The 24,186-nt window shown below is 72.9% G+C and carries 21 protein-coding genes; 15 read left to right on the forward strand and 6 right to left on the reverse strand.

Annotation, left to right across the window (positions count from 1 at the left end; translation table 11 throughout):
- The first annotated feature begins 18 nt into the window (after positions 1-18).
- Genes atpA through BXY45_RS01375 form a run of 5 tightly spaced genes read left to right on the forward strand, consistent with a single transcriptional unit; the run spans position 19 to position 4,839 of the window.
- Complete coding sequence (gene atpA / locus BXY45_RS01355) at positions 19-1,647, forward strand: F0F1 ATP synthase subunit alpha (protein ID WP_109772473.1); 1,629 nt, start codon at positions 19-21, stop codon at positions 1,645-1,647.
- 44 nt (positions 1,648-1,691) lie between these two features.
- Positions 1,692-2,591, forward strand: coding sequence for a F0F1 ATP synthase subunit gamma (locus BXY45_RS01360; RefSeq protein ID WP_109772474.1), 900 nt, complete (start codon positions 1,692-1,694; stop codon positions 2,589-2,591).
- Positions 2,592-2,629: 38 nt separating this feature from the next.
- The gene (gene atpD / locus BXY45_RS01365; protein ID WP_109772475.1) at positions 2,630-4,093 is read left to right on the forward strand and encodes a F0F1 ATP synthase subunit beta; all 1,464 of its coding nucleotides are present in this window, start codon (positions 2,630-2,632) and stop codon (positions 4,091-4,093) included.
- Entirely contained in the window at positions 4,090-4,359 is a 270-nt protein-coding gene (locus tag BXY45_RS01370; RefSeq protein ID WP_109772476.1) for a F0F1 ATP synthase subunit epsilon, read from the forward strand. The genes atpD and BXY45_RS01370 overlap by 4 nt, the downstream gene beginning before the upstream one ends.
- Before the next feature lie 33 nt (positions 4,360-4,392).
- Positions 4,393-4,839 (forward strand): DUF2550 domain-containing protein, encoded by a 447-nt coding sequence (locus BXY45_RS01375; RefSeq protein WP_170131254.1) that lies wholly within the window; start codon positions 4,393-4,395, stop codon positions 4,837-4,839.
- Between the two features lie 26 nt (positions 4,840-4,865).
- On the opposite strand, the gene BXY45_RS01380 is transcribed toward BXY45_RS01375, so the two are convergent.
- Positions 4,866-5,189 (reverse strand): hypothetical protein, encoded by a 324-nt coding sequence (locus BXY45_RS01380; protein WP_245961588.1) that lies wholly within the window; start codon positions 5,187-5,189, stop codon positions 4,866-4,868.
- Positions 5,190-5,228: 39 nt separating this feature from the next.
- Positions 5,229-5,924 carry an endonuclease NucS gene (gene nucS, locus BXY45_RS01385; RefSeq protein WP_109772478.1) on the reverse strand — a complete coding sequence of 232 codons (696 nt, stop codon included), beginning with the start codon at positions 5,922-5,924 and terminating at the stop codon, positions 5,229-5,231.
- A 145-nt stretch (positions 5,925-6,069) separates the two neighbouring features.
- On the opposite strand from nucS, the gene BXY45_RS01390 reads away from it, so the two are divergent.
- The 5 genes from BXY45_RS01390 to BXY45_RS01410 all read left to right on the forward strand — a co-directional run bounded on the left by BXY45_RS01390 (position 6,070) and on the right by BXY45_RS01410 (position 9,436).
- Positions 6,070-6,330, forward strand: a complete 261-nt coding sequence (locus BXY45_RS01390; RefSeq protein WP_218566869.1) for a hypothetical protein — start codon at positions 6,070-6,072, stop codon at positions 6,328-6,330.
- A gap of 64 nt (positions 6,331-6,394) precedes the next feature.
- Complete coding sequence (locus tag BXY45_RS01395; protein WP_109772480.1) at positions 6,395-6,724, forward strand: thiamine-binding protein; 330 nt, start codon at positions 6,395-6,397, stop codon at positions 6,722-6,724.
- Positions 6,721-7,344, forward strand: a complete 624-nt coding sequence (locus BXY45_RS01400; RefSeq protein ID WP_109772481.1) for a hypothetical protein — start codon at positions 6,721-6,723, stop codon at positions 7,342-7,344. Before BXY45_RS01395 ends, BXY45_RS01400 begins: the two co-directional genes overlap by 4 nt.
- Positions 7,341-8,402 carry a DUF8094 domain-containing protein gene (locus tag BXY45_RS01405; RefSeq protein WP_109772482.1) on the forward strand — a complete coding sequence of 354 codons (1,062 nt, stop codon included), beginning with the start codon at positions 7,341-7,343 and terminating at the stop codon, positions 8,400-8,402. Before BXY45_RS01400 ends, BXY45_RS01405 begins: the two co-directional genes overlap by 4 nt.
- A 35-nt stretch (positions 8,403-8,437) precedes the next feature.
- Positions 8,438-9,436, forward strand: coding sequence for a tetratricopeptide repeat protein (locus tag BXY45_RS01410; protein WP_109772483.1), 999 nt, complete (start codon positions 8,438-8,440; stop codon positions 9,434-9,436).
- Positions 9,437-9,492: 56 nt separating this feature from the next.
- Here BXY45_RS01410 and glgB read toward each other — a convergent pair whose 3' ends face one another.
- The 3 genes from glgB to BXY45_RS01420 are packed head-to-tail and all read right to left on the reverse strand — an operon-like array spanning position 9,493 to position 15,794.
- The gene (gene glgB / locus BXY45_RS23670; RefSeq protein ID WP_211319131.1) at positions 9,493-12,006 is read right to left on the reverse strand and encodes a 1,4-alpha-glucan branching protein GlgB; all 2,514 of its coding nucleotides are present in this window, start codon (positions 12,004-12,006) and stop codon (positions 9,493-9,495) included.
- 33 nt (positions 12,007-12,039) lie between these two features.
- Positions 12,040-13,569, reverse strand: coding sequence for a maltokinase N-terminal cap-like domain-containing protein (locus tag BXY45_RS23675; RefSeq protein ID WP_177524071.1), 1,530 nt, complete (start codon positions 13,567-13,569; stop codon positions 12,040-12,042).
- Positions 13,566-15,794, reverse strand: coding sequence for a maltotransferase domain-containing protein (locus BXY45_RS01420; RefSeq protein WP_245961589.1), 2,229 nt, complete (start codon positions 15,792-15,794; stop codon positions 13,566-13,568). The genes BXY45_RS23675 and BXY45_RS01420 overlap by 4 nt, the downstream gene beginning before the upstream one ends.
- Before the next feature lie 144 nt (positions 15,795-15,938).
- Here BXY45_RS01420 and glgP point away from each other — a divergent pair, with 144 nt between their 5' ends.
- The 5 genes from glgP to BXY45_RS01445 all read left to right on the forward strand — a co-directional run bounded on the left by glgP (position 15,939) and on the right by BXY45_RS01445 (position 21,914).
- Complete coding sequence (gene glgP / locus BXY45_RS01425; RefSeq protein WP_109772692.1) at positions 15,939-18,521, forward strand: alpha-glucan family phosphorylase; 2,583 nt, start codon at positions 15,939-15,941, stop codon at positions 18,519-18,521.
- An 18-nt stretch (positions 18,522-18,539) separates the two neighbouring features.
- Positions 18,540-19,379: an ABC transporter ATP-binding protein gene (locus BXY45_RS01430; RefSeq protein WP_109772484.1), complete on the forward strand. Its 840-nt coding sequence runs from the start codon at positions 18,540-18,542 to the stop codon at positions 19,377-19,379.
- Positions 19,376-20,155 carry an ABC transporter permease gene (locus BXY45_RS01435; RefSeq protein ID WP_211319132.1) on the forward strand — a complete coding sequence of 260 codons (780 nt, stop codon included), beginning with the start codon at positions 19,376-19,378 and terminating at the stop codon, positions 20,153-20,155. Before BXY45_RS01430 ends, BXY45_RS01435 begins: the two co-directional genes overlap by 4 nt.
- Before the next feature lie 248 nt (positions 20,156-20,403).
- A complete protein-coding gene (locus BXY45_RS01440; RefSeq protein WP_146211041.1) occupies positions 20,404-20,631 on the forward strand; it encodes a hypothetical protein in 228 nt (75 codons plus the stop codon).
- Positions 20,632-20,768: 137 nt separating this feature from the next.
- A complete protein-coding gene (locus BXY45_RS01445; protein ID WP_109772487.1) occupies positions 20,769-21,914 on the forward strand; it encodes an ABC transporter substrate-binding protein in 1,146 nt (381 codons plus the stop codon).
- On the opposite strand, the gene glgX is transcribed toward BXY45_RS01445, so the two are convergent.
- A complete protein-coding gene (glgX, locus tag BXY45_RS01450; RefSeq protein ID WP_245961590.1) occupies positions 21,833-24,163 on the reverse strand; it encodes a glycogen debranching protein GlgX in 2,331 nt (776 codons plus the stop codon). The two genes, BXY45_RS01445 and glgX, sit on opposite strands and share 82 nt — an antisense overlap.
- Between the last annotated feature and the right edge of the window lie 23 nt (positions 24,164-24,186).

Genomic DNA, 24,186 nt, shown 5'->3' on the forward strand with positions numbered 1-24,186 from the left:
AGGGAGCAGGAACAAACGATGGCGGAGCTGACGATCCGGCCTGAGGAGATCCGCGGCGCGCTGGAGGACTTCGTCTCCTCCTTCACGCCCGGCGGGAGCTCCCGTGAGGAGATCGGCACGGTCACCGAGGCCGGTGACGGCATCGCCCGCATCGAGGGCCTGCCCGGCGCCATGGCCAACGAGCTGCTCCGCTTCGAGGACGGCACGCTGGGCCTCGCGCTGAACCTCGAGGAGCGCGAGATCGGCGCCATCGTCCTGGGCGAGTTCGCCGGGATCGAAGCCGGTCAGCCGGTGCACCGCACGGGTGAGGTGCTGTCGGCGCCCGTTGGCGACGCCTTCCTCGGTCGCGTGGTCGACCCGCTGGGTAACCCGATCGACGGCCTGGGCGAGATCAAGGCCGAAGGCACCCGCGCCCTCGAGCTGCAGGCGCCCACGGTCGTGCAGCGCAAGTCGGTGCACGAGCCGCTGCAGACCGGCATCAAGGCCATCGACGCGATGATCCCGATCGGCCGCGGCCAGCGCGAGCTCATCATCGGTGACCGCCAGACCGGCAAGACGGCGATCGCGCTCGACACGATCATCAACCAGAAGGCCAACTGGGACTCGGGCGACCCGAAGAAGCAGGTCCGCTGCATCTACGTGGGAATCGGCCAGAAGGGCTCCACGATCGCCTCTGTGCGCGGCGCCCTCGAGGAGGCCGGCGCGATGGAGTACACGACCATCGTGGCCTCGCCCGCCTCTGACCCGGCCGGCTTCAAGTACCTCGCTCCCTACACCGGCTCGGCCATCGGCCAGCACTGGATGTACGGCGGCAAGCACGTCCTGATCATCTTCGACGACCTGTCCAAGCAGGCCGAGGCCTACCGCGCCGTGTCGCTGCTGCTGCGCCGCCCGCCGGGCCGCGAGGCGTACCCGGGTGACGTCTTCTACTTGCACTCCCGGCTGCTGGAGCGTTGCGCGAAGCTCTCCGACGAGCTCGGCGCCGGCTCCATGACGGGTCTGCCGATCATCGAGACGAAGGCCAACGACGTCTCGGCGTACATCCCGACCAACGTCATCTCCATCACGGACGGGCAGATCTTCCTCCAGTCCGACCTCTTCAACGCCAACCAGCGCCCCGCCGTCGACGTCGGCATCTCGGTGTCGCGCGTCGGTGGTGACGCCCAGATCAAGGCGATGAAGAAGGTGTCCGGCACGCTCAAGCTCGAGCTGGCCCAGTACCGCTCGCTGCAGGCGTTCGCGCTGTTCGCCTCCGACCTCGACGCCGCCAGCCGCAACCAGCTGGCCCGCGGTGAGCGCCTGACCGAGCTGCTCAAGCAGCCGCAGTACACGCCCTACCCGGTCGAGGAGCAGGTCGTGTCCGTCTGGGCCGGCACCAAGGGCAAGATGGACAAGATCCCCGTCGCGGACGTGCGCCGCTGGGAGTCCGAGCTGCTCGACTACCTGCGTCGCCACGACATCGCGCTCGGCACCATCCGGGAAACCGGCCAGCTCGGTGACGACACGGTGGCCGCCCTCAACAAGGCCGTCGACGAGTTCAACGCGACCTTCCGCACCTCCGAGGAGGGCGGCGGCCTTGACGACGGCGCGGCTGCAGGCGCACTGGACGACGTCCAGAACGAGCAGATCGTCCGGCAGAAGTCCTGACGTGTTCGCCCTGACGATGACGACGATGACGAGGGGAGGCACCGGTGGCCGGTCAGCTGCGTGAGTACCGCGGTCGCATCAAGTCGACCAAGTCGATCCAGAAGATCTTCCGCGCGATGGAGCTCATCGCCACGTCGCGGATCGCCAAGGCGCGCCAGGCCGTCGCGGCCTCCAGCCCCTACGCCCGGGCGCTGACCCGCGCGGTCTCCGCCGTGGCGACCTACACCGACGCCGAGCACCCGCTGCTCACCGAGCGGGAGAACCCGCAGCGGGCGGCGGTGCTCGTGGTCACCAGTGACCGCGGCATGGCAGGCGCCTACTCCTCGAACACGCTCCGGGAGGCCGAGCGCCTCATCGTGACGCTGCGCGAGCGCGGCGTGGAGCCCGTCCTCTACGTGCTCGGCCGCAAGGGCGTCACGTACTTCCGCTTCCGGCGTCGCGACATCGAGGCCTCCTGGACGGGGAACTCCGAGTCGCCGACCTACGAGATCGCCGACGAGGTCGGCGAGACCCTGGTCGAGGCGTTCCAGCGCGGTGGCGCCGAGGGCGGCGTGGACGAGATCCACATCGTCTCGACGCGCTTCCTGTCGATGGTGACGCAGGAGCCGCAGGCACTGCGCCTGCTGCCGCTGGAGGTCGTCGAAGGCGTCGAGGCGCCCCCGTCGCACGAGGTGCTGCCGCTGTACTCCTTCGAGCCGGACCCCGAGACCGTGCTCGACGCGCTCCTGCCCCGGTACATCAGCGCCCGCATCTTCAACCTGCTCCTGCAGGCCTCCGCCAGCGAGCACGCTGCTCGCCAGCGCGCGATGAAGGCCGCCGGCGACAACGCCGACGACATCATCAAGGACTTCACCCGCCTGGCGAACCAGGCGCGCCAGGCCGAGATCACGCAGGAGATCTCCGAGATCGTCAGCGGTGCTGACGCCATGACCTCGGCCCGCTGACCACCGCCTAGTTCGTCCGCTGAGAGGACCGCACCGAGATGACCGCGATCGCCACCGAGCGCCCCCATTCCGCCGCAGCCCCGGCGACCGGCCGCATCATCCGGGTGACCGGACCGGTCGTCGACGTCGAGTTCCCGGCGGACGGGATGCCCGACATCTACAACGCCCTCACCATCGACTACACCCTGCTCGGCGAGGCCACCTCGCTGACGCTCGAGGTCGCCCAGCACATCGGTGACAACCAGGCGCGCGCCATCGCCCTGAAGCCCACCGACGGCCTCGTGCGCGGCATGGAGGTCAAGGACACCGGGAACCCGATCTCGGTGCCCGTGGGCGACGTCACCCTGGGTCACGTCTTCAACGTCAGCGGCGTGCCGCTGAACCTCGCCGAGGGCGAGACCCTCGAGATCACCGACCGCTGGCCCATCCACCGCAAGGCGCCGGCGTTCGACCAGCTCGAGTCGAAGACCACGATGTTCGAGACGGGCATCAAGGTCATCGACCTGCTGACCCCGTACGTGCAGGGCGGCAAGATCGGTCTGTTCGGCGGCGCCGGCGTGGGCAAGACCGTGCTGATCCAGGAGATGATCCAGCGCGTCGCCCAGAACCACGGCGGTGTGTCGGTGTTCGCGGGTGTCGGCGAGCGCACCCGTGAGGGCAACGACCTCATCGGTGAGATGGAGGAGGCCGGCGTCTTCGACAAGACCGCGCTGGTCTTCGGCCAGATGGACGAGCCGCCGGGCACCCGCTTGCGCGTCGCCCTGAGCGCTCTGACGATGGCGGAGTACTTCCGCGACGTCCAGAACCAGGACGTGCTGCTCTTCATCGACAACATCTTCCGGTTCACCCAGGCCGGCTCCGAGGTGTCGACGCTGCTCGGCCGCATGCCGTCCGCGGTGGGCTACCAGCCCAACCTCGCCGACGAGATGGGTGTGCTCCAGGAGCGCATCACCTCCACGCGCGGCCACTCGATCACCTCGCTGCAGGCGATCTACGTGCCCGCTGACGACTACACCGACCCGGCCCCGGCGACGACGTTCGCCCACCTTGACGCGACCACTGAGCTCTCCCGCGAGATCGCCAGCCGCGGTCTGTACCCCGCGGTGGACCCGCTGACCTCCACGAGCCGCATCCTCGACCCGCGCTTCCTGGGGCAGGACCACTACCAGACCGCGACGCGCGTGAAGCAGATCCTCCAGCGCAACAAGGAGCTGCAGGACATCATCGCGATCCTCGGCGTCGACGAGCTGTCCGAGGAGGACAAGGTCGTCGTCAACCGCGCGCGCCGTATCCAGCAGTTCCTCAGCCAGAACACGTACATGGCCGAGAAGTTCACGGGCGTGCCCGGCTCGACCGTGCCGCTCAAGGACACCGTCGAGTCCTTCAAGATGATCGCTGACGGCGAGTACGACCACGTCGCCGAGCAGGCCTTCTTCAACGTCGGCTCCATCGAGGACGTCGAGAAGAAGTGGGCTGAGATCAAGAAGGAGACCGGCGAGTGAGCCTGCAGGTGCAGGTGGTCTCCGCCGAGCGCGAGGTGTGGACGGGCGAGGCCACGATGGTCCTCGCCCGGACGCTCGAGGGCGAGATCGGCATCCTCACCGGCCACGAGCCCATGCTCGCGGTGCTCGCCGCGGGTGAGGTGCGGGTGGACGGTGTCGGTGGAGCCGCTGGCATTACCGCTCACGTCGACGGCGGCTTCCTCTCGGTCGAGCACGACACCGTGCTCGTCGTGGCTGAGCGCGCTCGCGTGGGCGAGCGGGCCTGACGCTGACCAGCAGCTGACAGCCAGCTGACGGGAGTGCCCCTCGACGTCCTCCTCCTGGACGCCGCGATCGCCGCGGCGTCGGTGCTGGTGCTGCTCGGGCTCCTGCTCCTGGGGGTCGCGCTGCGGCGTCGTGCTCTTGTCAGCGTGCCGGGCAGCTTCGAGTGCTCGGTGCGGCGCCGCGGGCGGGCATGGTCTTCGGGCATCGGCAGGTTCGGCAGCCATCACGTGCAGTGGTGGGGTGTGATCTCGCTGAGGCCCGGGCCACGCTCGACGTGGGCGCGCACCGACCTCGAAGTCGTGGGTCGGCGTGCGCCGAGCGCTGAGGAGTCGGTATCGCTGCAGCCCGGCGACGTCGTCGTGCGGTGCACCCACCGGGGCGCCTGTCTGGAGCTCGGCATGACCTCCGACGCGGCCACAGGGTTCATCTCGTGGCTCGAGGCGGCTCCTCCGGGCTCCCCGGAGGGCCGCCCGGCGCTCTGAGTCGCCCCTAGCGCCCTGGGGAGACGTCAAGCGGCGTCGAGCAGGGCCCGGGCCACCCGGGCGTCCTCGGGGAAGACCAGCACCCGCGGACCGTCGGTGGTGGGCGCCAGCGTGGCGCGTACGCCCGCCGCTTCGAGGCGTTGACGGTCCACTTCGGCCTCGACGAACGTCCCTGGTTCACTGACGACGACGAGCAACCCGTACTCGCTGGCCCGCCCGGTGCGCGGCTTCTTGGTCACGAGCGAGTGGCCTCGCGAGAACGTCCAGCGCAGCGCCAGCACCAGAACTCCGAGCATCAGCAGGGACAGGGCGAAGGTGCCCCACGCGCTGCCGACCGCGACGCCGCTCACCCGCACATGGTGCGTCAGCGCAGCTCGCGCCACCAGCCCTCAGAACAGGCGCGACTCCACGTCGTCGACGCCGCGCAGCGCGTCGTAGTCGAGCACGAGGCAGCGGATCCCGCGGTCGGTGGCCAGCACCCGGGCCTGGGGCCGGATCTCCTGTGCGGCGAGCACTCCCTCGACGGGGGAGAGCAGCGGGTCGCGGTTGAGCAGCTGCAGGTACCGCGTGAGCTGCTCCACGCCGTCGATCTCCGCGCGCCGCTTGACCTCGACGGCCACGGTGCCGCCGCGGGGAGAGCGCACGAGCAGGTCAACGGGGCCGATCGCCGTGGGGTACTCGCGGCGGACGAGCTGGTGGCCCTCTCCGAGCAGCTCCACCTGCTCGGCCAGCAGCTTCTGCAGCTGCGCCTCCACGCCGTCCTTGACCAGGCCGGGGTCCGTGCCCAGCTCGTGCGTGGAGTCATGGAGGACCTCGTGGACGGCGACGACCAGCCGGTCCTCGGTCTTGGAGGCCTTCACCGTCCACACCTCGACAGCGCCCGCCTCCGCGTGGGGACCGGTCGCGGGCTCCACCGCCAGCGTGCACGGCGGGCTCATCCAGTTCAGGGGCTTGTAGGAGCCGCCGTCGGCGTGGACGAGGACGCTCCCGTCGGCCTTGACGAGCAGCAGCCGCGTCGCGAGGGGCAGGTGGGCATCGAGACGACCTTCGTAGTCGACCGAGCAGCGGGCGATGACCAAGCGCACGAGCGGGCAGGCTAGTCGGTGACACAGGACTGGGCCTGACACCGGGCCCGACGCCGGCCCCGATGATGGGCCTGACGCCGGCCCCTGTGCAGGGCCCGATGATGGTGCGGTGCCGCGCCGTCGTCTGCCCCGCCGGCGTGGTCCGGTGGAACCCGGACCCGCGCCGCGTCCGGTGGGCTGGGCCACGGCGGAGAGCGGGGCCGACGGCGAGTGGCTGGTGCGCGCCGTGCCCGGTGCGGCTGCGCTCAAGCCCTACCGGTGCCCGGGGTGCGAGCAGCTCATCCCGCCGGGCACCGCCCACGTGGTCGCGTGGCCCGCTGACGCACCGCCCGGCGTGGGCCCCTCGGAGCGACGGCACTGGCACCGCTCGTGCTGGCGCGCCCGGGCGCATCGTCGTCCTCGCTGACCCGGCGCTGACACCCCTGAGGTAACCACCCACGCGCAGCGGGCCGCGTCGCTACCGTGGGCGCATGCTCGTCGCGTTCTCCGTGGCACCGACCGCCGCCAGTGATCCCGACGGCTCCGTCACCGACGCCGTGGCTGCAGCCGTTCGCGTGGTCCGCGCCAGCGGCCTGCCGCATCGCACCGACGCCATGTTCACCACCCTCGAGGGCGAGTGGGACGAGTGCTTCGACGTCGTGCGGCGCGCCTGCGACGCCGTCGCCGCGGTGAGCCCGCGCGTCTCCCTGGTGCTCAAGGCCGACATCCGCCCCGGCCGCTCGGGCGAGCTCCAGGGCAAGCTCGACAGGCTCGAGGCCGCCGTGGAGCGCGCCGAGGGTGAATCAGGCCGCGGTCAGTGAGAGCGCGCCCCGCCGCCGCGGTCGGCATCGTCGCCGTCCTGCTGCTGGTGGCGGGGGCCCTGCTGGCCACCGTCCTCCGGCCAGCGGCGACCACGTCCGCACTGGTGCCGCCGGTGCCCGGGGCTGCCACACCCCTCGTCGTCCTCGAACCGGCGCTCCTGGCGGCCCACGGTGGACCCGTCACCGTGAGCGCTGACGGCCAGGGCGCCGTGGTGGTCGCGCAGGGCCGCGCCGGCGATGTCGCCGCGTGGGCCCGTGGAGCCACCCTCACCACGGCCTCGGGGCTCGACGACGGCGGCGGTGTGCGCGTCCAGCGCACCGACGGCTCCGCCCCCGCGCCCGACCCGTCGGGAAGCGACCTGTGGATGGCGGAGGCCAGCGGCAGCGGCCGCGCCGAGCTCGTCCTCGCGGCCCCCGCGCCGTCAGGCCCGCTGGCTGACGCGGTGCTCGTCGCCACCAACGGCACTGACGCGGCCCCCTCACGCGTCGAGCTGACGTGGACCTCATCCTCGGTGCCGGTGCTCGCATGGGGCCTCCTCGCCGCCGGTGTGCTTGCCGGTGCCGCGGCCGTGCTGCTGGTCGTGCGCCGACCGGCCGGACGCCGAAGGGCTGCGCGGTGATCTCGTGGCGCCGCCGGGGAGCGGGGGCCTGCGTTACGCGGGGCTGGTGGGCGGGAGCTGCCCTACTCGCCGTCGTCGTCCTCGCCGTCCTCATGGGAGGCCTGACCGGATGCTCCGCGGTCTCGATGCAGCCCGTCTCCTCCGCGGCGAGCCCCCGGGAGGCGTCGCCTGCGGTCAGCCAGGCCCAGGTGACTCGCGTGCTGCGTGCCGTCGCCGCGGTGCAGCCCGCCGCGCTGGAGAGTCGCTACGGGGGCGCGGTGCTCGAGGTGCGCCGAGCTGCCCTCACCGTGCGCGAGCGGGTGCCCACGAGCCCGGAGCCCGCCTCGCTCACCGGGAAACGACTGCTGACGGCCGTCCCACCCGCGGGGGAGTGGCCCCGGTGGTTCCTCGTCGCGCTGCAGCCCGGCGGCGGGGCCGTGCCCCAGGTGGCCGTGCTCGTCCAGGACGGCCCGCGCGACCCGTACCGCGTGGTCGCGTGCGCCACGCTGCTGCCCGGCGCGACGCTGCCCGACCTGATCCAGCAGGACGGCGCCGCGCAGCCCCTGGCCGCTGACGCATCAGGTCTGGTGGCCACACCGGCCGAGGCGGTGGCGGGCTACGCCGACATGCTCACCCACGGCGGCGCCTCACCCGCGGCCGCCACCATGGCGCCCGATGCGCTGAGCGCGCAGGTCCTCGCCGAGCAGCAGGCGGAGCGCGACGGCGTCTCGCAGTACATGGCCTATTCCGCGGCACACACCCCGCGTGACGCAGGGCTGTGGTCACTGCGCACCGCTGACGGCGGCGCGCTCGTCGTCGGAGTCCTGTCGGGGACGCGCACCTTCACGCCGCGCGGCGTCGGGGTCAGCCAGTCGCTCCCGCCCGACCTGGCGGCGCTGGCGGGCGCGGCGTCCGCGCCGCACGGGCTGGAGGTGTCGACGGCGGAGGTCGTCGTCCTCCACGTGCCGGCCCAGGGCACGGGGCAGGGCAAGAACCAGGGCAAGGACCAGGGCCAGGAGCAGGGCCGGGTGGCCCTGGTGGCCGGACAGCGCGGCACCACGGGCGTCACGGTCCGCTGACAGCTTGCTCGGGCGCCTGGGGGAGGATGGGGGACATGAGTACCCCGGCGAGCCGCCCCGGCCCGCGCCTCAACCTGCGCGGCGCTGTCGACCTCTCTGGCCTGGCCCATCGCGCCCAGCGCCCCGCCGCCCCGGCCCCCGCTGCGCCACCGGCGGCACCCCCCGCGGGAGCACCCGCCCGGACGGCGCCAGCAGCGCCCGCAGGAGCCTCCCGCGTCGTCGTCGACGTCACGGATGCCGACTTCTCCTCGCTGGTCCAGCTGTCGGCCCAGGTGCCGGTGGTGGTGGACCTGTGGGCCACCTGGTGCGGCCCGTGCAAGCAGCTCTCGCCCGTGCTGGAGCGGCTGGCGGAGGAGTACGCCGGCGCCTTCCTGCTGGCCAAGGTCGACGTCGACGAGAGCCCGCAGGTCGCCGCGGCCTTCCAGGTGCAGTCCGTCCCGACCGTCGTCGCGGTGCTCGCCGGGCAGCCGGTGCCCCTCTTCCAGGGTGCCTACCCCGAGGCGCAGGTGCGCCAGGTCCTCGACGAGCTGCTCAAGGTCGCCGCAGCCAACGGGGTCACCGGTCGTGTGCCCACCGGTGCCGAGGACGACGACGAGGCGCCCGCCCCCGCCGAGCCGCCGCTGCCCCCGCTGCACGCGGAGGCGCGGGAGGCCATTGCCCGCGGAGATCTCGACGCCGCCGCCGACGCCTACCGGCGCGCCCTCGCGGACGCCCCGGCCGACACCGAAGCCGCCGTCGGGCTCGCGAGCATCGAGCTGCGCCGCCGCACCCGGGGCTCGACAGCGTCCGCTGCGCTGGCTGCCGCTGACGCCGCTCCGAGCGACGTCGATGCGGGTCTGCTCGCCGCGGACCACCAGGTGCTCGCCGGTGACGCCGAGGGCGCCTTCTCGCGCCTCGTGGCGCTGGTGCGCGCGAACTTCGGAGACGACCGCGACCGCGTGCGCGCTCGCCTCGTGGAGCTCTTCGAGGTCGTCGGACCTGACGACCCGCGCACCGCAGCCGCCCGTCGGGCTTTGGCGGCCGCCCTCTACTGACGGCTACTGACGGCGCTGGCGGCCGTCCTCGACCGAGGACGGCCGCCAGCGCTCGCTCAGCCCTCTGACGCGGCAGCCTCGGGAGCAGGAGCCTCCGGAGTACTGGCCTCAGGAGTGCTGGCCCCGGAAGCCGCGGCCGTCTCTGCCTTGGCCTTCGGGGTCCTGGTCCGGGGGGCCTTTGCCTTGGGAGCCGCAGACTTCGGGGCCGCAGCCTTCGTGATCTTGGCCACGGCCTCGTCGGACTCCTCGCCGTTCTTGAGGAACTCCGGCGGGTCTGCCGCGACGACGAGCGTGTCGAGCGTCGCGTCGTCCGTCTCGCGGGCGACGGCCTCGGAGACGTCCGTCGCGGCGGTAACGGGCGTGAGGCCCTCGGCCGGAGGCCACTCCTCGGGCGTGAACCAGATGGCACCCAGCGGCGGGATCCGCACCAGCGCTGACGCCGGCTGACCCCAGTGCGGCGTGGCGGCGGCCTCGACGGTGCCGCCGTTGGTGACCCCGGAGCCGCCGTAGGTCTTGTCGTCGGTGTTGAGGACCTCGGTCCAGCGGCCGGCGCCGGGGAATCCGAGGCGGTAGTCCTCGTGGGGGACACCGGCGAAGTTCACGACGAACACCAGCGGGCGGCGCTGCGTGTCCCAGCGGATGAACGAGAACGTGTTGTGCGCGGAGTCGTCGGAGCTGATCCAGGAGAAGCCCGCCGGGTCGGTGTCGAGCTCGTACAGCGCCGGCGTCTCCTTGTAGAGCCGGTTCAGCTCGGTGAGGCACTCCAGCACGCCGGCGTGCAGCGGCTGGTCGAGCAGCCACCAGTCCAGCCCGCGGCCCTCGGACCACTCGGCCTCCTGGCCGAACTCCTGGCCCATGAACAGCAGCTGCTTGCCGGGGTGGGCCCACATGAACGCCAGGAAGGCGCGCAGCGTGGCCACCTGCTGCCAGCGGTCTCCCGGAGCCTTGCGCAGCAGGGAGCCCTTGCCGTGCACGACCTCGTCGTGGCTGATGGGCAGCACGTAGTTCTCGGAGTAGGCGTAGACCATGGCGAACGTCATCTCGCCGTGGTGCCAGCTGCGGTTGACCGGGTCTTCTCCCAGGTAGCGCAGGGAGTCGTGCATCCAGCCCATGTTCCACTTCAGACCGAACCCGAGGCCCCCGGCGTCGGTGGGGCGCGTCACGCCCGGCCACGCCGTCGACTCCTCGGCGATCATGACGATGCCGGGGACTCGCTTGTAGGCGGTGGCGTTGACCTCCTGGAGGAACTCGATGGCCTCCAGGTGCTCGCGACCGCCGAACCGGTTGGGCACCCACTGCCCGCTCTGGCGGGAGTAGTCGAGGTAGAGCATCGAGGCGACGGCGTCGACCCGGAGCCCGTCGATGTGGAACTCCTGCAGCCAGTACACGGCGTTGGCCACGAGGAAGTTGCGGACCTCGGGGCGGCCGAAGTCGGGCACGAGGGTGCCCCAGTCGGGGTGCTCACCCTTGCGGGGGTCGGGGTACTCGTACAGCGGCTCGCCGTCGAAGCGCGCCAGGGCCCACTCGTCCTTGGGGAAGTGTGCGGGCACCCAGTCGAGGATCACGCCGAGGCCCGCCTGGTGCAGCCTGTCGACGAGGTACTTGGCGTCGTCCGGGGTGCCCAGGCGCGACGTGGGCGCGTAGTAGCCGGTGACCTGGTAGCCCCACGAGCCACCGAAGGGGTGCTCGGCGATGGGGAGCAGCTCGACGTGGGTGAAGCCGGCGGCCGAGGCGTACTCGGCCAGCTGGTCGGCAGCTTCGCGGTAGCTCAGGCCCGGGCGCCAGGAGGCCAGGTGCACCTCGTACACGCTCATGGGCGAGGTGATGACGTCGGTGCTGGCGCGCTGCGCCAGCCACTCCTCGTCGTTCCAGGTGTAGTTCGACTCGGTGACCACCGAGGCGGTCAGCGGCGGCACCTCCGTGGCGCGCGCCATCGGGTCGGCCCGCTCCACCCAGCCACTCGACTGCGTGTGGATGCGGAACTTGTACCGGGTGCCCACGCCTACCGCGGGCACGAAGAGCTCCCAGACGCCGGAGCCGCCCAGGGAGCGCATCGAACTCTGGCGCCCGTCCCAGCCGTTGAAGTCTCCGACCACCTGCACGGCGCGCGCCCGCGGCGCCCACACGGCGAACGAGGTGCCGTTGACCTCGCCCATGGTGCCCGGCCAGCGGCGCACGTGAGCGCCCAGCACGGTCCACAGGTCTTCGTGGCGGCCCTCGGAGATGAGGTGGAGGTCGAACGGGGTCAGCGTCGGGAGGAAGCGGTAGCCGTCGTCGACGACGACGGGCTCCTCTCCCGGCATCGTCACTTCGATCCGGTAGTCGGTGACCTGGTCACCGGGCATGACGGCGGCCCAGATCCCCTCGACCTCGTGCGTGAAGGGCGTGCGGCTGCCATCGGGCGTGAGGAGCACCACCTGCTCGGCGAGCGGACGGACCGTCCGCACGACGATGGTGCCGTCGTCAGCCTGGTGCACGCCCAGCACGTCGTGGGGGAACGGACTCTCACCGCGCGCCACCTGGCGCAGGAGCTCGGCGTCGAGGCTGGCGGGAGCCTTGCTGGTGTCCATGCCCCTCACCCTGGCACGAGGTCCGACAGGCTGCTACGCCGCCGGTCCCGCAGCGAGCACCCTGTCGATGGCGGCGAGCGGCACCGGCACCCACGCGGGGCGGTTGCGCACCTCGTAGACCACCTCGTAGAGCGCCTTGTCGAGCTCGAGCGCGTCGAGCAGCGTCCCCGCCGAGCGCGGGTCGGCGCCGGTCACCGCGGCGTAGCCCTCGCAGAACGCCGCGCGCGCGGCGTCTGCCCAGCTCCTCGCGGCTTCGCGGGCCGCTGCGGCTTCCGGTCCCTCCGTGAGCCCGACCGTCGTCTGGCGGGCCGCGTAGTCGAAGGAGCGGAGCATCCCGGCGACGTCGCGCAGTGCGAGGTCGGGCAGGGTCCGCTCGGCGAGCGGACGCAGCGGCTCGCCCTCGAAGTCGAGCAGCACCCAGCCGCGGCCCGGCACGTCGAGCACCTGGCCCAGGTGGTAGTCGCCGTGGACGCGCTGCAGCGTCCCGAGGGTTGCAGCGTCCAGCGATCCCGAGGAGGCCACGCGCGCGCGGAGCGCGTCGGCCCGCGGCGCCAGCACGTCAGCCTCGGACAGCGCCCACTCCAGCCGCTGGAGCCAGCCCTCGGCGAGGCGGCGGGCGTCGTCGTCGTCGGCCGGGCGGCTGGGCAGCTGCTCGGCCAGGGCGGCGTGCACCTGGGCGGTCGCGGCGCCCAGTGCGCGGGCCCGCTCGGAAAAGTCGGTTCCGGACACCACGGCGGCAGTGGCCTCGCGCCAGGCGTCCTGCGCGCCGGCGAGGAACTCCGAGGCGACGGCGAGGTCTCCGGAGACCAGCGGCTGCGACGGGTCGGAGCTGACCGGCCAGGAGCCCTCGACCCAGCCCGCCAGCGCGGGGACGGCGCGCACGCCGGTCGGGGCGAGCGAGGCCTGCACCTCGACATCGGGGTTGCGGCCGGGGTGCAGCGTCCGGAAGACCTTGACGATGACGGGCGCGGAGCCGTCGTCCGGCTCGACGATGATCGAGGTGTTGGACTGCTCACCGCGCAGCACGCGGGCCGGGGTGCCGGGCTCCGGCGGCGCGACGCCGGCGGGGTGATGGCCCACGGCAGTGCCGGCGTGCTCGGCCTGCTCCCCGGTGGCGTCCAGCGCAACCCCGCAAATCTGCCCGTCCAGCAGCGCCAGGAGCGCCTCGACGTAGGCCGGGTCGTGCGGGCCGTCGTAGACGAACCAGCCGATGCCGTCGGGGTCCGTGAGCACCCCGAGCAGCGCCGCGACCGCGTCGGACCCGGAGCGCGGAGCGCGCCGGTGCACCAGCGGCACCTGGACGATGTCGACGTGTCCCGCGCCGCCGCCCGCGACCGTGGTCACGCGCAGCACGTGGACGATGACGCGCACGTCCTCCGGGTCGGCCCACGGCAGCAGGAGCCGCCCCACCACTTCGGTGCGGGCCTCGCGGCCCTTGGCGGGGTACCACCGCTGGTGGGGCACCCACGGGCCGAGCAGGTCGTGCAGGTGCGTGCCAGTGGCCGGAGTGGCGGTCGGTGCCGTCGCCGTCGTCGGCGTTGTCTGGGCGGTCTGCGTGCTCATGCGAGCTGGCCCCCGTCGCCGTCGCCGTCGTCCTGGCTGTCGTGATCGTCGTCACTGGGCGCCGGGGCGGAACGGGTCACGGCCACCACGTGGAAGGGCGTCGTGGAGGGGCCGAGCTTGACGTAGGTGTTCTCCCACCACGTCCACGTGTCACCGCTGATGAGGTCGCGCGCGGAGAACGAGTCCCACGGGGCCAGACCAAGCGCCGGCATGTCGAAGTGGACGATCGTCTCGCGGGTCGCGTGCGGGTCGAGATTGACGACGACGAGGACGACGTCCTCCGCGCCGGTCGGCGACTGCTCCGCCGGCACGCGCCGCGAGTAGGCGAGCACGTTGTCGTCGTCGGCGGTGTGGAAGGTCAGCCCCCGCAGACGCTGCAGCGCCGGGTGGTGGTGGCGCGCGTAGTTGAGCTTGGCGAGCAGCGGAGCCAGCGAACGGCCGGACGCGGCGCCGGCGTCCCAGTCGCGCTGCTTGTACTCGTACTTCTCGTTGTCGATGTGCTCCTCGGCGCCCGGCCGCGCGACGTTCTCCACCAGCTCGTACCCGGCGTAGATGCCGTAGGTGGGCACCGCCGTGGCCGCGATGACGGCGCGCAGGGCGTGCGCCGTCGGGCCACCGAACTGCATGTACGGCGTGAGGATGTCGTGGGTGGTGGGCCAGAAGCTGGGCCGCAGGTAGTCGGCGGTGCCGCCGCGGGCGGCGTCACCGGTGCCGGGCTCGTCACCGCCGGTGGTGAGCTCCAGCAGGTAGTCGGTGAGCTGCTGGCGGGTGTTGCGCCACGCGTAGTACGTGTAGCTCTGCGCGAAGCCGACCTTGGCCAGCGCCCGCATCATGGCGGGCTTGGTGAAGGCCTCGGACAGGAACAGCACGTCCGGGTCGACCTCGCGGACCTTCGCGATGAGCCACTCCCAGAACACCACCGGCTTGGTGTGCGGGTTGTCGACGCGGAACAGCTTCACGCCGTGCCGCACCCACACCAGCACCACGCGCAGCACCTCGGCGTAGATGCCGTCGGGGTCGTTGTCGAAGTTGACCGGGTAGATGTCCTGGTACTTCTTCGGCGGGTTCTCGGCGTAGGCGATGGAGCCGTCGGAGCGGCGGGTGAACCACTCCGGGTGCTCGCCCACCCACGGGTGGTCCGGCGAGGCCTGCAGGGCGATGTCGAGGGCGACCTCGAGGCCGCGGTCGTTCGCGTACCTCACGAAGTGGTCGAAGTCGTCGAAGGTGCCCAGGTCGGGGTGGATGGCGTCGTGTCCGCCGGCCTCGGAGCCGATGCCGTACGGCGAGCCCGGGTCTCCCGGTTCGGTGGTGAGGGTGTTGTTGCGGCCCTTGCGGTTGGTGGAGCCGATGGGGTGGATGGGCGTGAGGTAGACGACGTCGAAGCCCATCGCCTTGGCCCTGTCGATGGCCGTGGTGGCGGTGCGCAGCGTGCCGCTGTGCCAGGAGCCGTGCTCGTCGCGCCAGGCGCCCTCCGAGCGCGGGAAGATCTCGTACCAGGCGCCCACCAGCGCGCGCTCGCGCTCCACCCGTAGCCGCATCACCGGCCCGGGGGAGACCATGTCGCGCAGCGGGTGCTCGTCGAGGACGGCGCGCACCTGGTCGGCGGTGCCCGCGGCCAGGCGCGCCTCGGCGGGGCGGCCGGCGTCGCGCAGGGCCCACGCCGCGCCGTGCAGCACGTGGACGGCCTGCTCGGGCAGGCCCTCGCGGGCCGCGGCGCGCTCCAGCAGGAGCGCCCCCTCGATGAGCATGAGCTCGACGTCGACGCCGGCGCGGACCTTGATGGTGGCGTCGTGGTCCCATGTGCCGTACGGGTCGCTCCAGCCCTCGACCCAGAACGTCCAGTCGCCCGGGGAGTCGGGCACCACCCACGCCTCCCAGCGGTCGGTGCCGGGGTCGAGCGGAGTCATCGTGATGCGCGTGCGGATGGTGCCGTCGGGGCGGGCGAGCACCGCCGAGGCGTTGACGGCGTCATGCCCTTCACGGAAGACCGTGGCGCGCACGGGCACGGCCTCTCCGACGACGGCCTTGGCCGCCCACCGGCCGCCGTCGACCACCGGGCTGGTGTCGAGGACGGGGATGCGCCCCAGCCCGCTGGGGGAGGGGGCGATCACCGGCTCGGGCTCCGGTCCGGGCTCGGAGACGTCGTCGGGCCGCGGCTGGGGCTCGTCCAGGCTCAGCTCGGGCTCGAGGGGGGACTCAGCGGTCACGAGGGACTCAGCGGTCACGACGTCGAACCTATCGAGCCGCCCGCGCGAACGACACCCGAGATCGATCCGGATCAGCGGCCGGCGGCGTTACCCGTCTGCGCCCACAGTGCAGCTGTCGGTGCGCTCGCAGACCGGGGAGGCGCTGGCATAGGTTCGGCCACCGTGAGAGCGATCCGACGGTTCACCGTCCGCACTGCGCTACCGGAGAAGCTGGCGCCTCTCGGAGAGCTGGCCACCAACCTGCGGTGGTCCTGGCACGCCCCGACGCAGGACCTCTTCGCCAGCCTCGACCCTGCGAAGTGGCAGTCCCTGCGTCATGACCCGGTGGCGCTCCTGGGCTCCCTGTCGCCCGAGCGCCTCGCCGAACTCGCGGCCGACCGCGCCGTGGTGAAGGCCGTCACGGCGGCCGCGGCTGACCTCAAGGCCTACCTCACGGGCGACCGCTGGTATCAGGAGCAGGCCCGCCAGAGCCCAGCCGGGGGCCCCGCTCTGCTGCCGGAGGCCATCGCCTACTTCTCCCCGGAGTTCGGCATCACCTCGGTGCTGCCGCAGTACTCCGGTGGTCTGGGCATCCTGGCTGGTGACCACCTCAAGGCCGCCTCCGACCTGGGCGTGCCGATCGTCGGCGTCGGGCTGCTCTACAAGGCCGGCTACTTCAAGCAGGCCTTCAGCCGCGACGGCTGGCAGACGGAGACCTACCCCGTCTCCGACCCCGACGGGCTGCCCCTGACGCAGCTGCGCGAGGCCGACGGCACACCCGCCGTGGTGTCCCTCCCGCTGCCGCACGGCCGGACTCTACTGGCGCACGTGTGGAAGGCCGACGTCGGCCGCGTCCCGCTGCTCCTGCTCGACTCCGACGTCACCGGCAACGACGAGGCCGCCATCAACGTCACCGACCGCCTCTACGGCGGCGGCGGCGACCACCGCCTCCAGCAGGAGCTGCTGCTCGGCGCCGGCGGTGTCCGCGCACTACGGCTGTGGTCGCGTCTGTCCGGCGCCCCGGAGCCGACCGTCTACCACACCAACGAGGGCCACGCCGGCTTCCTTGGCGTCGAGCGCATCCGCGAGCTCACGGCGCAGGGCCTCACCTTCGACGAGGCCGTCGAGGCCGTCCGCGCCGCCACCGTGTTCACCACGCACACGCCCGTGCCCGCCGGCATCGACAGGTTCGGCCGCGACGCCGTCGCCGAGCACCTCGGCGGGTCCGGCTTCCTCGGCGACCTCCCCCTCGACAGGGTGCTCGCCCTCGGCGCGGAGGACTACGCCGGCGGTGACCCCTCGGTGTTCAACATGGCCGTCATGGGCTTCCGCCTGGCGCAGCGCGCCAACGGCGTCTCCGCCCTGCACGGCGAGGTCTCCCGAGGCATGTTCTCCGGCCTGTGGCCGGGCTTCGACGCCGACGAGACGCCCATCACCTCCATCACCAACGGCGTGCACGCCCCGACCTGGGTCGACCGCAAGGTCGTGGACCTGCTCGCCGCCGCCGGTGGCGGTGCCGACGCCTCCGACCAGGCCGGTGCCGCCGCCGCGCTCGACGAGAAGGAACTGTGGAGCCTGCGCGGCGAGCTGCGCGCCCAGCTCGTGGCCGACGCCCGCCGCCGCGTGCGCTCCTCCTGGCTGCGGCGCGGGGCGTCACCGGCCGAGCTGGCCTGGGTGAACGACGCGCTCGACCCCGACGTGCTCACCATCGGCTTCGCCCGCCGCGTGCCCACGTACAAGCGCCTCACGCTCATGCTGCGCGACCCCGAGCGCCTCAAGGCGCTGCTCACCCACCCGACCCGCCCGGTGCAGCTGGTCATCGCCGGCAAGAGCCACCCTGCGGACGACTCCGGCAAGCGGCTCCTGCAGCGGATGGTGCAGTTCGCCGACGACGCCGGCGTGCGCCACCGCATCGTCGTCCTGCCCAACTACGACATCCGCATGGCGCAGACCATGTACCCGGGCGTCGACGTGTGGCTCAACAACCCGCTGCGCCCGCTCGAGGCCTGCGGCACCTCCGGCATGAAGGCCGCCCTCAACGGCGGTCTCAACCTGTCGATCCTCGACGGGTGGTGGGACGAGTGGTTCGACGGCGAGAACGGCTGGGCGATCCCGACCGCCGACGGCGTCGAGGACCCCGACCGCCGCGACGACCTCGAGGCCGCCGCGCTCTACGACCTCATCGAGACCCAGGTCGCGCCGCGCTTCTACGACCGAGACGCCGCAGGCCTTCCCGGCCGCTGGCTGGAGATGATCAAGCACACCCTCGCCACGCTCGCGCCCAAGGTGCAGGCCACGCGTATGGTGCAGGACTACGTCACCACCCTGTACGTGCCCGCGGCGACCTCCGGTGCCGCGCTCGCGGCCGATGACTTCGCCGGGGCGCGCGACCTCGCCGCGTGGAAGGGCCGCGTCCGCGCGATGTGGAACGGCGTGCGGGTCGACCACGTCGAGTCCGGCGGCGTCAGCGACTCACCGGAAGTCGGCGACGAGGTGCGCGTCGCCGCCTACGTCTCGCTCGGGCAGCTCTCGCCGTCCGACGTCGAGGTGCAGGTGGTGCACGGCCGCGTCGACGTCGACGACGAGCTGCTGGAGACGTCCGCCGCCCCGCTGGCACTGGAGGAGAGCTACGAGGAGGGCCGCCACCTCTTCAGCGGCACCGTGGTGCTGCGGCGCTCCGGCGCGTTCGGCTACACCGTGCGTGTCCTGCCGCGCCACGGCGCGCAGGCCAGCGCCGCCGAGACCGCGCTCGTCACCAGCGCGTGACCCGTCGCTGAGCCACCGATGATCACTGTCCGCGGCCTGCGGCGCTCCTATCCGGGCGCCGCAGGCCGCGGGGCTGTCGGGGGCAGGGTCGACGGCAGGGTCGACGGCAGGTTTGACGCCATCGCAGGCCTCGACCTGCACGTACCCGAGGGGAGCTTCACCAGTCTCATCGGACCGAGCGGTTGCGGGAAGTCGACCCTGCTGCGCGCCGTCGCCGGTCTGGAGGATCCCGACGACGGCGAGGTGCTCGTCTGCGGGCGCCCGCCCGGCGTCGCTGCCGCCGACAAGGAGATCGGCCTGGTGCCGCAGACCCCCGCGCTGCTGCCCTGGCTCACGGTGCGCTCCAACGTCGAGCTGCCAGCGCGCGTCAACCGCTCCGCCGACCGCCGCCGCCAGCGCGCCGGCGGGGTGGCGCAGCGCGGCGACGTCGTGGAGGTGCTCCGCGAGGTCGGCCTGGGCGACGCGCTCGACAGGTACCCCCACGAGCTGTCCGGCGGCATGCAGCAGCGCGTGGCCCTAGCCCGTGCCGTGGCGATGCGCCCGCGCGTGCTGCTGCTCGACGAGCCGTTCAGCGCTGTCGACGAGATCACCCGCGAGGCGCTGCGGCGCCAGCTGCTCGCGCTGTGGGAGCACGTACGCACCACCGTGATCTTCGTGACGCACTCGGTGCGCGAGGCGGTGGTGCTGTCCGACACGGTGGTGGTCATGGCCGGCCCGCCGGGGCGCGTGGTCGACGTCGTCGACGTCGGGCTGCCGCGACCGCGTGCCGGCGCCGACCTGGGAGGTGCCGCGATGCACGCCGTCGAGGACCGGCTCCGCCGTGAGCTGGCGGCCGCCTGGGCGGGGGAGCACGGGTGAGGCGTTGGTGGCACCCGGCTATCTGGGCCCCGGCGGTGGTGGCGCTCCTGGTCCTTGCGGTGGTCTGGCAGCTCGTGGCCGCCCGCCTCGTGGAGCGCGGCCAGACGTACCTGCTGCCGCTGCCCGCCGACGTGGTCGCCGAGCTGGTCGGCTCACCCGGCACCTACCTGTCCGATGCCTGGACCACGCTGTCGACGGCCCTGCTGGGCGTGCTGCTGGGCGGGGTTCTGGCCGCCGTGCTCGCCGTCCTGCTGAGCGAGGTGCCGCTGCTCGCGCGCGCCATCCTGCCGCTGGCTGTAGTGCTCAACACCACGCCCGTGGTGGCCTTCGCCCCCGCCCTGGTGGTGGCGTTCGGCTTCGGGCGTACGCCGAAGGTGCTGGTCACCGCCGTCGTCGTCTTCTTCCCCGTGCTGGTCACGCTGCTGCAGGGGCTGCGGGCCGCCCCGCCGGACGCGCTCATGGTGCTGCGCTCGCTGCGCGCCTCCCGCGCCGAGGTGCTCCTGCGGCTGCGGCTGCCCTCGGCGCTGCCCGCGCTGTTCACCGCGCTGCGCGTGGTGCTGCCGCTGTCGGTGGTGGGAGCGGTGGTCGCGGAGTTCGTCGCGGCGGGCTCGTCGTCGGGCCTGGGAACCCTCATCACCACCTCGGCCGCCAACTACCAGCTCGCGCCCGTGTACGCCGCGATCATCGTGCTCGCCGTCATGGGCGTGGCACTGCTGGGCGTGGTGGTCGCTGTCGAGCGGCGGGTGCTGGCCCGCTACGCCCCGGGGCGGCGCTGAGCGAGTGCTGGACCGCGGCCGTCTCGCTGGGGCGCGTGACGCCCGACGTGCAGAACTCGGCTGGGAAGCCCCCAGGGCCGCCTCCGGCCGGGTTCTGCACGTCTGACGTCACACCCGGCGTCCCGCCGGGCATGCCGAAGTCCGCTGTGAGCGCATCCACGGCACTGGTGGCGCACTTCTGCATGTCCGGCGGGTCGCCCGCGCGCGGCGCTGTGGACGGCTGGTCCCGCCGGGTCTACCGTTCGGCCATGACGATCACGTCTGCACTGGTCAGGGCGTTGGTGTCGCTGCCGCGGCGGGCCGGCGCGTACGCCTACGGCATCGTCTTCGGGTTCCCGAACGAGCGCCGCTACGGCAACCACCCCGGCTACCGCCACGAGCCGTCCGCTCGAGCGGGCGCCACCGACGGCCTGCAGGGTGCGGCCCACCTGGGCGCGGTGGGCACGGCGATCGCGGCCGCCTCCGCCGGCTCCTGACCGCCGACTCGAGCGGCTCCGCGGCGGCGGAGTCCCGGGGCAGGATCCGCTCGATCCTGACTCTCGACTCCACCGCGGCGGCCGCACCGCGACCGGTCCAGGACCGCACCGGGCCGCGAGGCCCGACAATCGGCGCTGTGACCCCGCTCCGACGCCGCTCTCCGCTGGCCGCGCTCGCGGCCGCCTCCACCGCCGTCCTCCTGCTGTCCGCCTGTTCAGGCTCCTCCGACGAGCCGGCCGGGGCCTCCGGGGGCGCGTCGAGCGCCAGCGGCGTCATCGATGCCGACCGCTGCGCGAAGAACCGTGACGCCGGCACCGTCACCTACCTCACCGGCTACCAGTACCAGGCGAGCACCACCATCCTGGAGGCCGTCGCCGCGGAGTCGATGGGGTTCTTCAAGGACGTCTGCCTCGACGTCCAGCTGCAGCCCGGCAGCGGTGACACCGCCCAGGGCGCTCAGCTCACGGCTGCCGGCCGCGCCCAGCTGTCGGGCGTCGGGAGCGCGGCGGAGGCGATGCTCGCGGTGGTCGGGGGAGCCGACGTCGTCGGTGTTGCCACCTTCGGTCACGTGCCGATCGCCACCCTCATGACCGAGCCGAGCATCACCGACCTCAAGCAGCTCGACGGCACCACCCTCGGCCACAAGGGCAGCCTCCCGGCGCCGCTGCGCGCCATGCTCGTCACCGCCGGGGTCGACCTGGGGTCCATCCAGCAGGTGAAGGTCGGCTACGACCCCACCGTGCTGGTGCGCGGCCAGGTGCAGTCGCTGACGGGGTACAAGTCCAACGAGCCGCTGACGCTGGCGGCCATGGGCGACCAGATCACCCAGTGGAACCCCGAGGACTACGGCGTTGTCGGCTCGTTCGGGCAGGTGATCGCCAACCCCGCGTTCGCCAAGGAGCACCCCACGGCCGTGCAGGACTTCCTCCGTGCCCTGCTGCACGCCCACGAGGTCTGCCAGACCGAACTGCAGCAGTGCGTGCAGGCCGCGGCCGACAAGTCAGGCAGCAGCGCTGGCTTCGACGTGGCGCACAACGAGCAGGTGTTCACCACCGAGTCGAAGCTCGTCGCGGACTCCACCCCCGCCGGGAAGCCCATCGGCTTCGTCGACGCTGCGGCGCTGAGCGCCGAGGCCCAGGTGCTGGTCGGGTCCGGAGAACTGACGACCGTCCCGGACCCGACCACCGTCTTCGACGAGACCTACCTCACGGCCGTCGTCGGCTCCGACGGAGCCGTGCTCTGGCCGGCCGGCTCGCCGTCGCCGTCGCCGTCGTCGTCGTGAGATGAGGCGTAGGGCCGGTACAGGCGCACCGACAGGGCGCTGACCGGCACCTTCGTGCCGACGACGTCCAGCTCGCCGAGCGCGCCGGCGGGGTAGCGCTCGACGGCGCTGTCCCACAGCAGCCGGTACCCGCGGACCCCGGGCTGGGGCGGCAGCACGAGTGACTCGTCGTCGAGGTCACCGGCGAGCACGAGCAGGACGTCGTCCCCGCCGGTCTGGTCGGCGCCCAGGTACACCTGCACCGTGCGGTTCTGCGGGTCCTGCCAGTCCTCGGGGTCCATCGGGCCGCCCTCGACGTCCCACCACGTGAGCTGCGGGGCGCCGGCCACGGCGTCGGCGCGGGCTGAACGCGGCGGCTGCTCCGCGTGCAGCACCGGGTGCGCGGCGCGCAGCCCGAGCAGCTCACGGGTGCTGGCCAGCAGGTCTTCCTGCCAGGGCGCCAGGTGCCAGTCGATCCACGAGGTCTCGTCGTCGAGGCAGTACGGGTTGTTGTTGCCGCCCTGCGTCCTGCCGATCTCGTCACCGGCAGTGATCATCGGGACGCCGGCCGAGAGCACCAGCGTGGCCAGGAGGTTGCGCATGGAGCGGCGCCGCATCGCCGAGATCATGAGCTCGTCGGGGTCGACGGGGTGCGCGTCGTCGATAACGTCCAGCGGACCGGCGGCGGTACCGCCCTCGCCCGGCCATCCCTCCATGCCGTGGTTCCAGGACCGGTTGGAGTCGGTGCCGTCGCGGTTGTCCTCGCCGTTGGCGTGGTTGTGCTTGTAGTCGAAGGCGCACGCGTCGGCCAGGGTGAACCCGTCGTGGGCGGTGATGAAGCTCATCGACGCCAGCGGCCCGCGGTCGTTCGGGCCGCCGCCGAACAGGTCCGCCGAGCCCGTCAGACGCAGCGCCAGCTCGCCCAGGCCCGAGCCGGTGGGCTCCCCGCGCGAGGCGCGGCCGGGCACGGCGAGCCAGAACTCGCGGGCGCCGTCGCGGAACCTGTCGTTCCACTCCGCGAACGGCTGCGGGAAGTCACCCGTGCGCCACCCGTTCGGCCCCAGGTCCCACGGCTCGGAGATGAGCTTCACGTCGGACAGCACCGGGTCGGCGCCCATCGCCAGCAGCAGCGGGGCGTCGGGGCGGTAGGCGCCGTCCAGACCGCGCCCCAGCGTGGGCGCCAGGTCGAAGCGGAACCCGTCCACCCCGAAGGCCGTGACCCAGTGGCGCAGGGAGTCCATCGCCAGGCGCACGCACTGCGGGCGGCCGAAGTCGAGGCTGTTGCCGCAGCCGGTGGAGTCGACGTCGCGACCGCCGTCGAGCCGGTAGTAGCCGGCGGCGTCGATCCCGCGCAGCGACAGCGTCGGCCCGTCGTGAGCGTGCCCCTCGCAGGAGTGGTTGTAGACGACGTCGAGCAGCACCTCCAGCCCCGCCGCGTGCAGCGCCGCGATCGCGTCGCGCACCTCGGCGAGCACGGCCGCCGGACCCGCGGCCCGCGCCGCGGCGCTCGCGTAGCGCGGCTCGGGGGCGAACCAGCTCAGCGTGGAGTAGCCCCAGTAGTTCTTCTGGTCGCGGCGGGCCAGGGACACCTCGTTGCCGATGGCCTGCACCGGCAGCAGCTCCACCGCCGTGACACCCAGCCCGGAGAGGTGCTCGACGACGGCGGGGTGTGCCAGGCCCGCCCAGGTGCCGCGCAGCTCCGGCGGCACGTCGGGGTGCAGCATGGTGAGGCCGCGCAGGTGGGCCTCGTAGACCACCGTGCTCGACCAGGGGGTGCGGGGGCGGCTCGCCGGGTCGGCCACGGGAGCCTCGACGACGACGCCGACGGGCACGTGCCCGGCGCTGTCGAGCCCGCTGCGCCGCTGGCTCGCGGCCGGGTCGCGGGGGAGCCACTGCGGCCCGTCGACCTCGTGCGCGAACAGCTCCGGACCCCACCGCAGCTCGCCCTCGACGGCGAGGGCGTACGGGTCGAGCAGCAGCTTCGAGGGGTCGTGGCGCAGGCCGGCGGCCGGCTCCCAGGGGCCGTCGACGCGCAGGCCGTACCGCTGGCCGGCACGCACGCCGGGCAGCTCGCCCGTCCACAGGCCACCGGGCCGGCGGGTCAGGGGCACGCGCCGCTCCACCCAGCCCGGCGCGCCCGAGGAGGCCGGCGTGGGGTCGAGCAGGCAGACGTCGACGGCGTCGGCGTGGGTAGCGACGACGGCGGCGCTCGCGCCCGTCTCGTGCAGGCGGACGCCGAGCGTCGAAGACGTGCTGCTCGTGCTGCTCACGAGGGAAGACTCTGCCGCATGCA

Origin of the sequence: Quadrisphaera granulorum (genome assembly GCF_003149145.1) — a bacterium.
In the GTDB taxonomy this organism is placed as follows: domain Bacteria; phylum Actinomycetota; class Actinomycetes; order Actinomycetales; family Quadrisphaeraceae; genus Quadrisphaera; species Quadrisphaera granulorum.

Excerpts from the sequence above, each read along its gene's own strand:
- atpA (WP_109772473.1), top strand. The coding sequence starts at position 19 with ATGGCGGAGCTGACGATCCGGCCTGAGGAGATCCGCGGCGCGCTGGAG.
- atpD (WP_109772475.1), top strand. The coding sequence starts at position 2,630 with ATGACCGCGATCGCCACCGAGCGCCCCCATTCCGCCGCAGCCCCGGCG.
- BXY45_RS01395 (WP_109772480.1), top strand. The coding sequence starts at position 6,395 with ATGCTCGTCGCGTTCTCCGTGGCACCGACCGCCGCCAGTGATCCCGAC.
- BXY45_RS01410 (WP_109772483.1), top strand. The coding sequence starts at position 8,438 with ATGAGTACCCCGGCGAGCCGCCCCGGCCCGCGCCTCAACCTGCGCGGC.
- glgB (WP_211319131.1), bottom strand. The coding sequence starts at position 12,006 with ATGGACACCAGCAAGGCTCCCGCCAGCCTCGACGCCGAGCTCCTGCGC.
- BXY45_RS23675 (WP_177524071.1), bottom strand. The coding sequence starts at position 13,569 with ATGAGCACGCAGACCGCCCAGACAACGCCGACGACGGCGACGGCACCG.
- BXY45_RS01430 (WP_109772484.1), top strand. The coding sequence starts at position 18,540 with ATGATCACTGTCCGCGGCCTGCGGCGCTCCTATCCGGGCGCCGCAGGC.
- BXY45_RS01440 (WP_146211041.1), top strand. The coding sequence starts at position 20,404 with ATGACGATCACGTCTGCACTGGTCAGGGCGTTGGTGTCGCTGCCGCGG.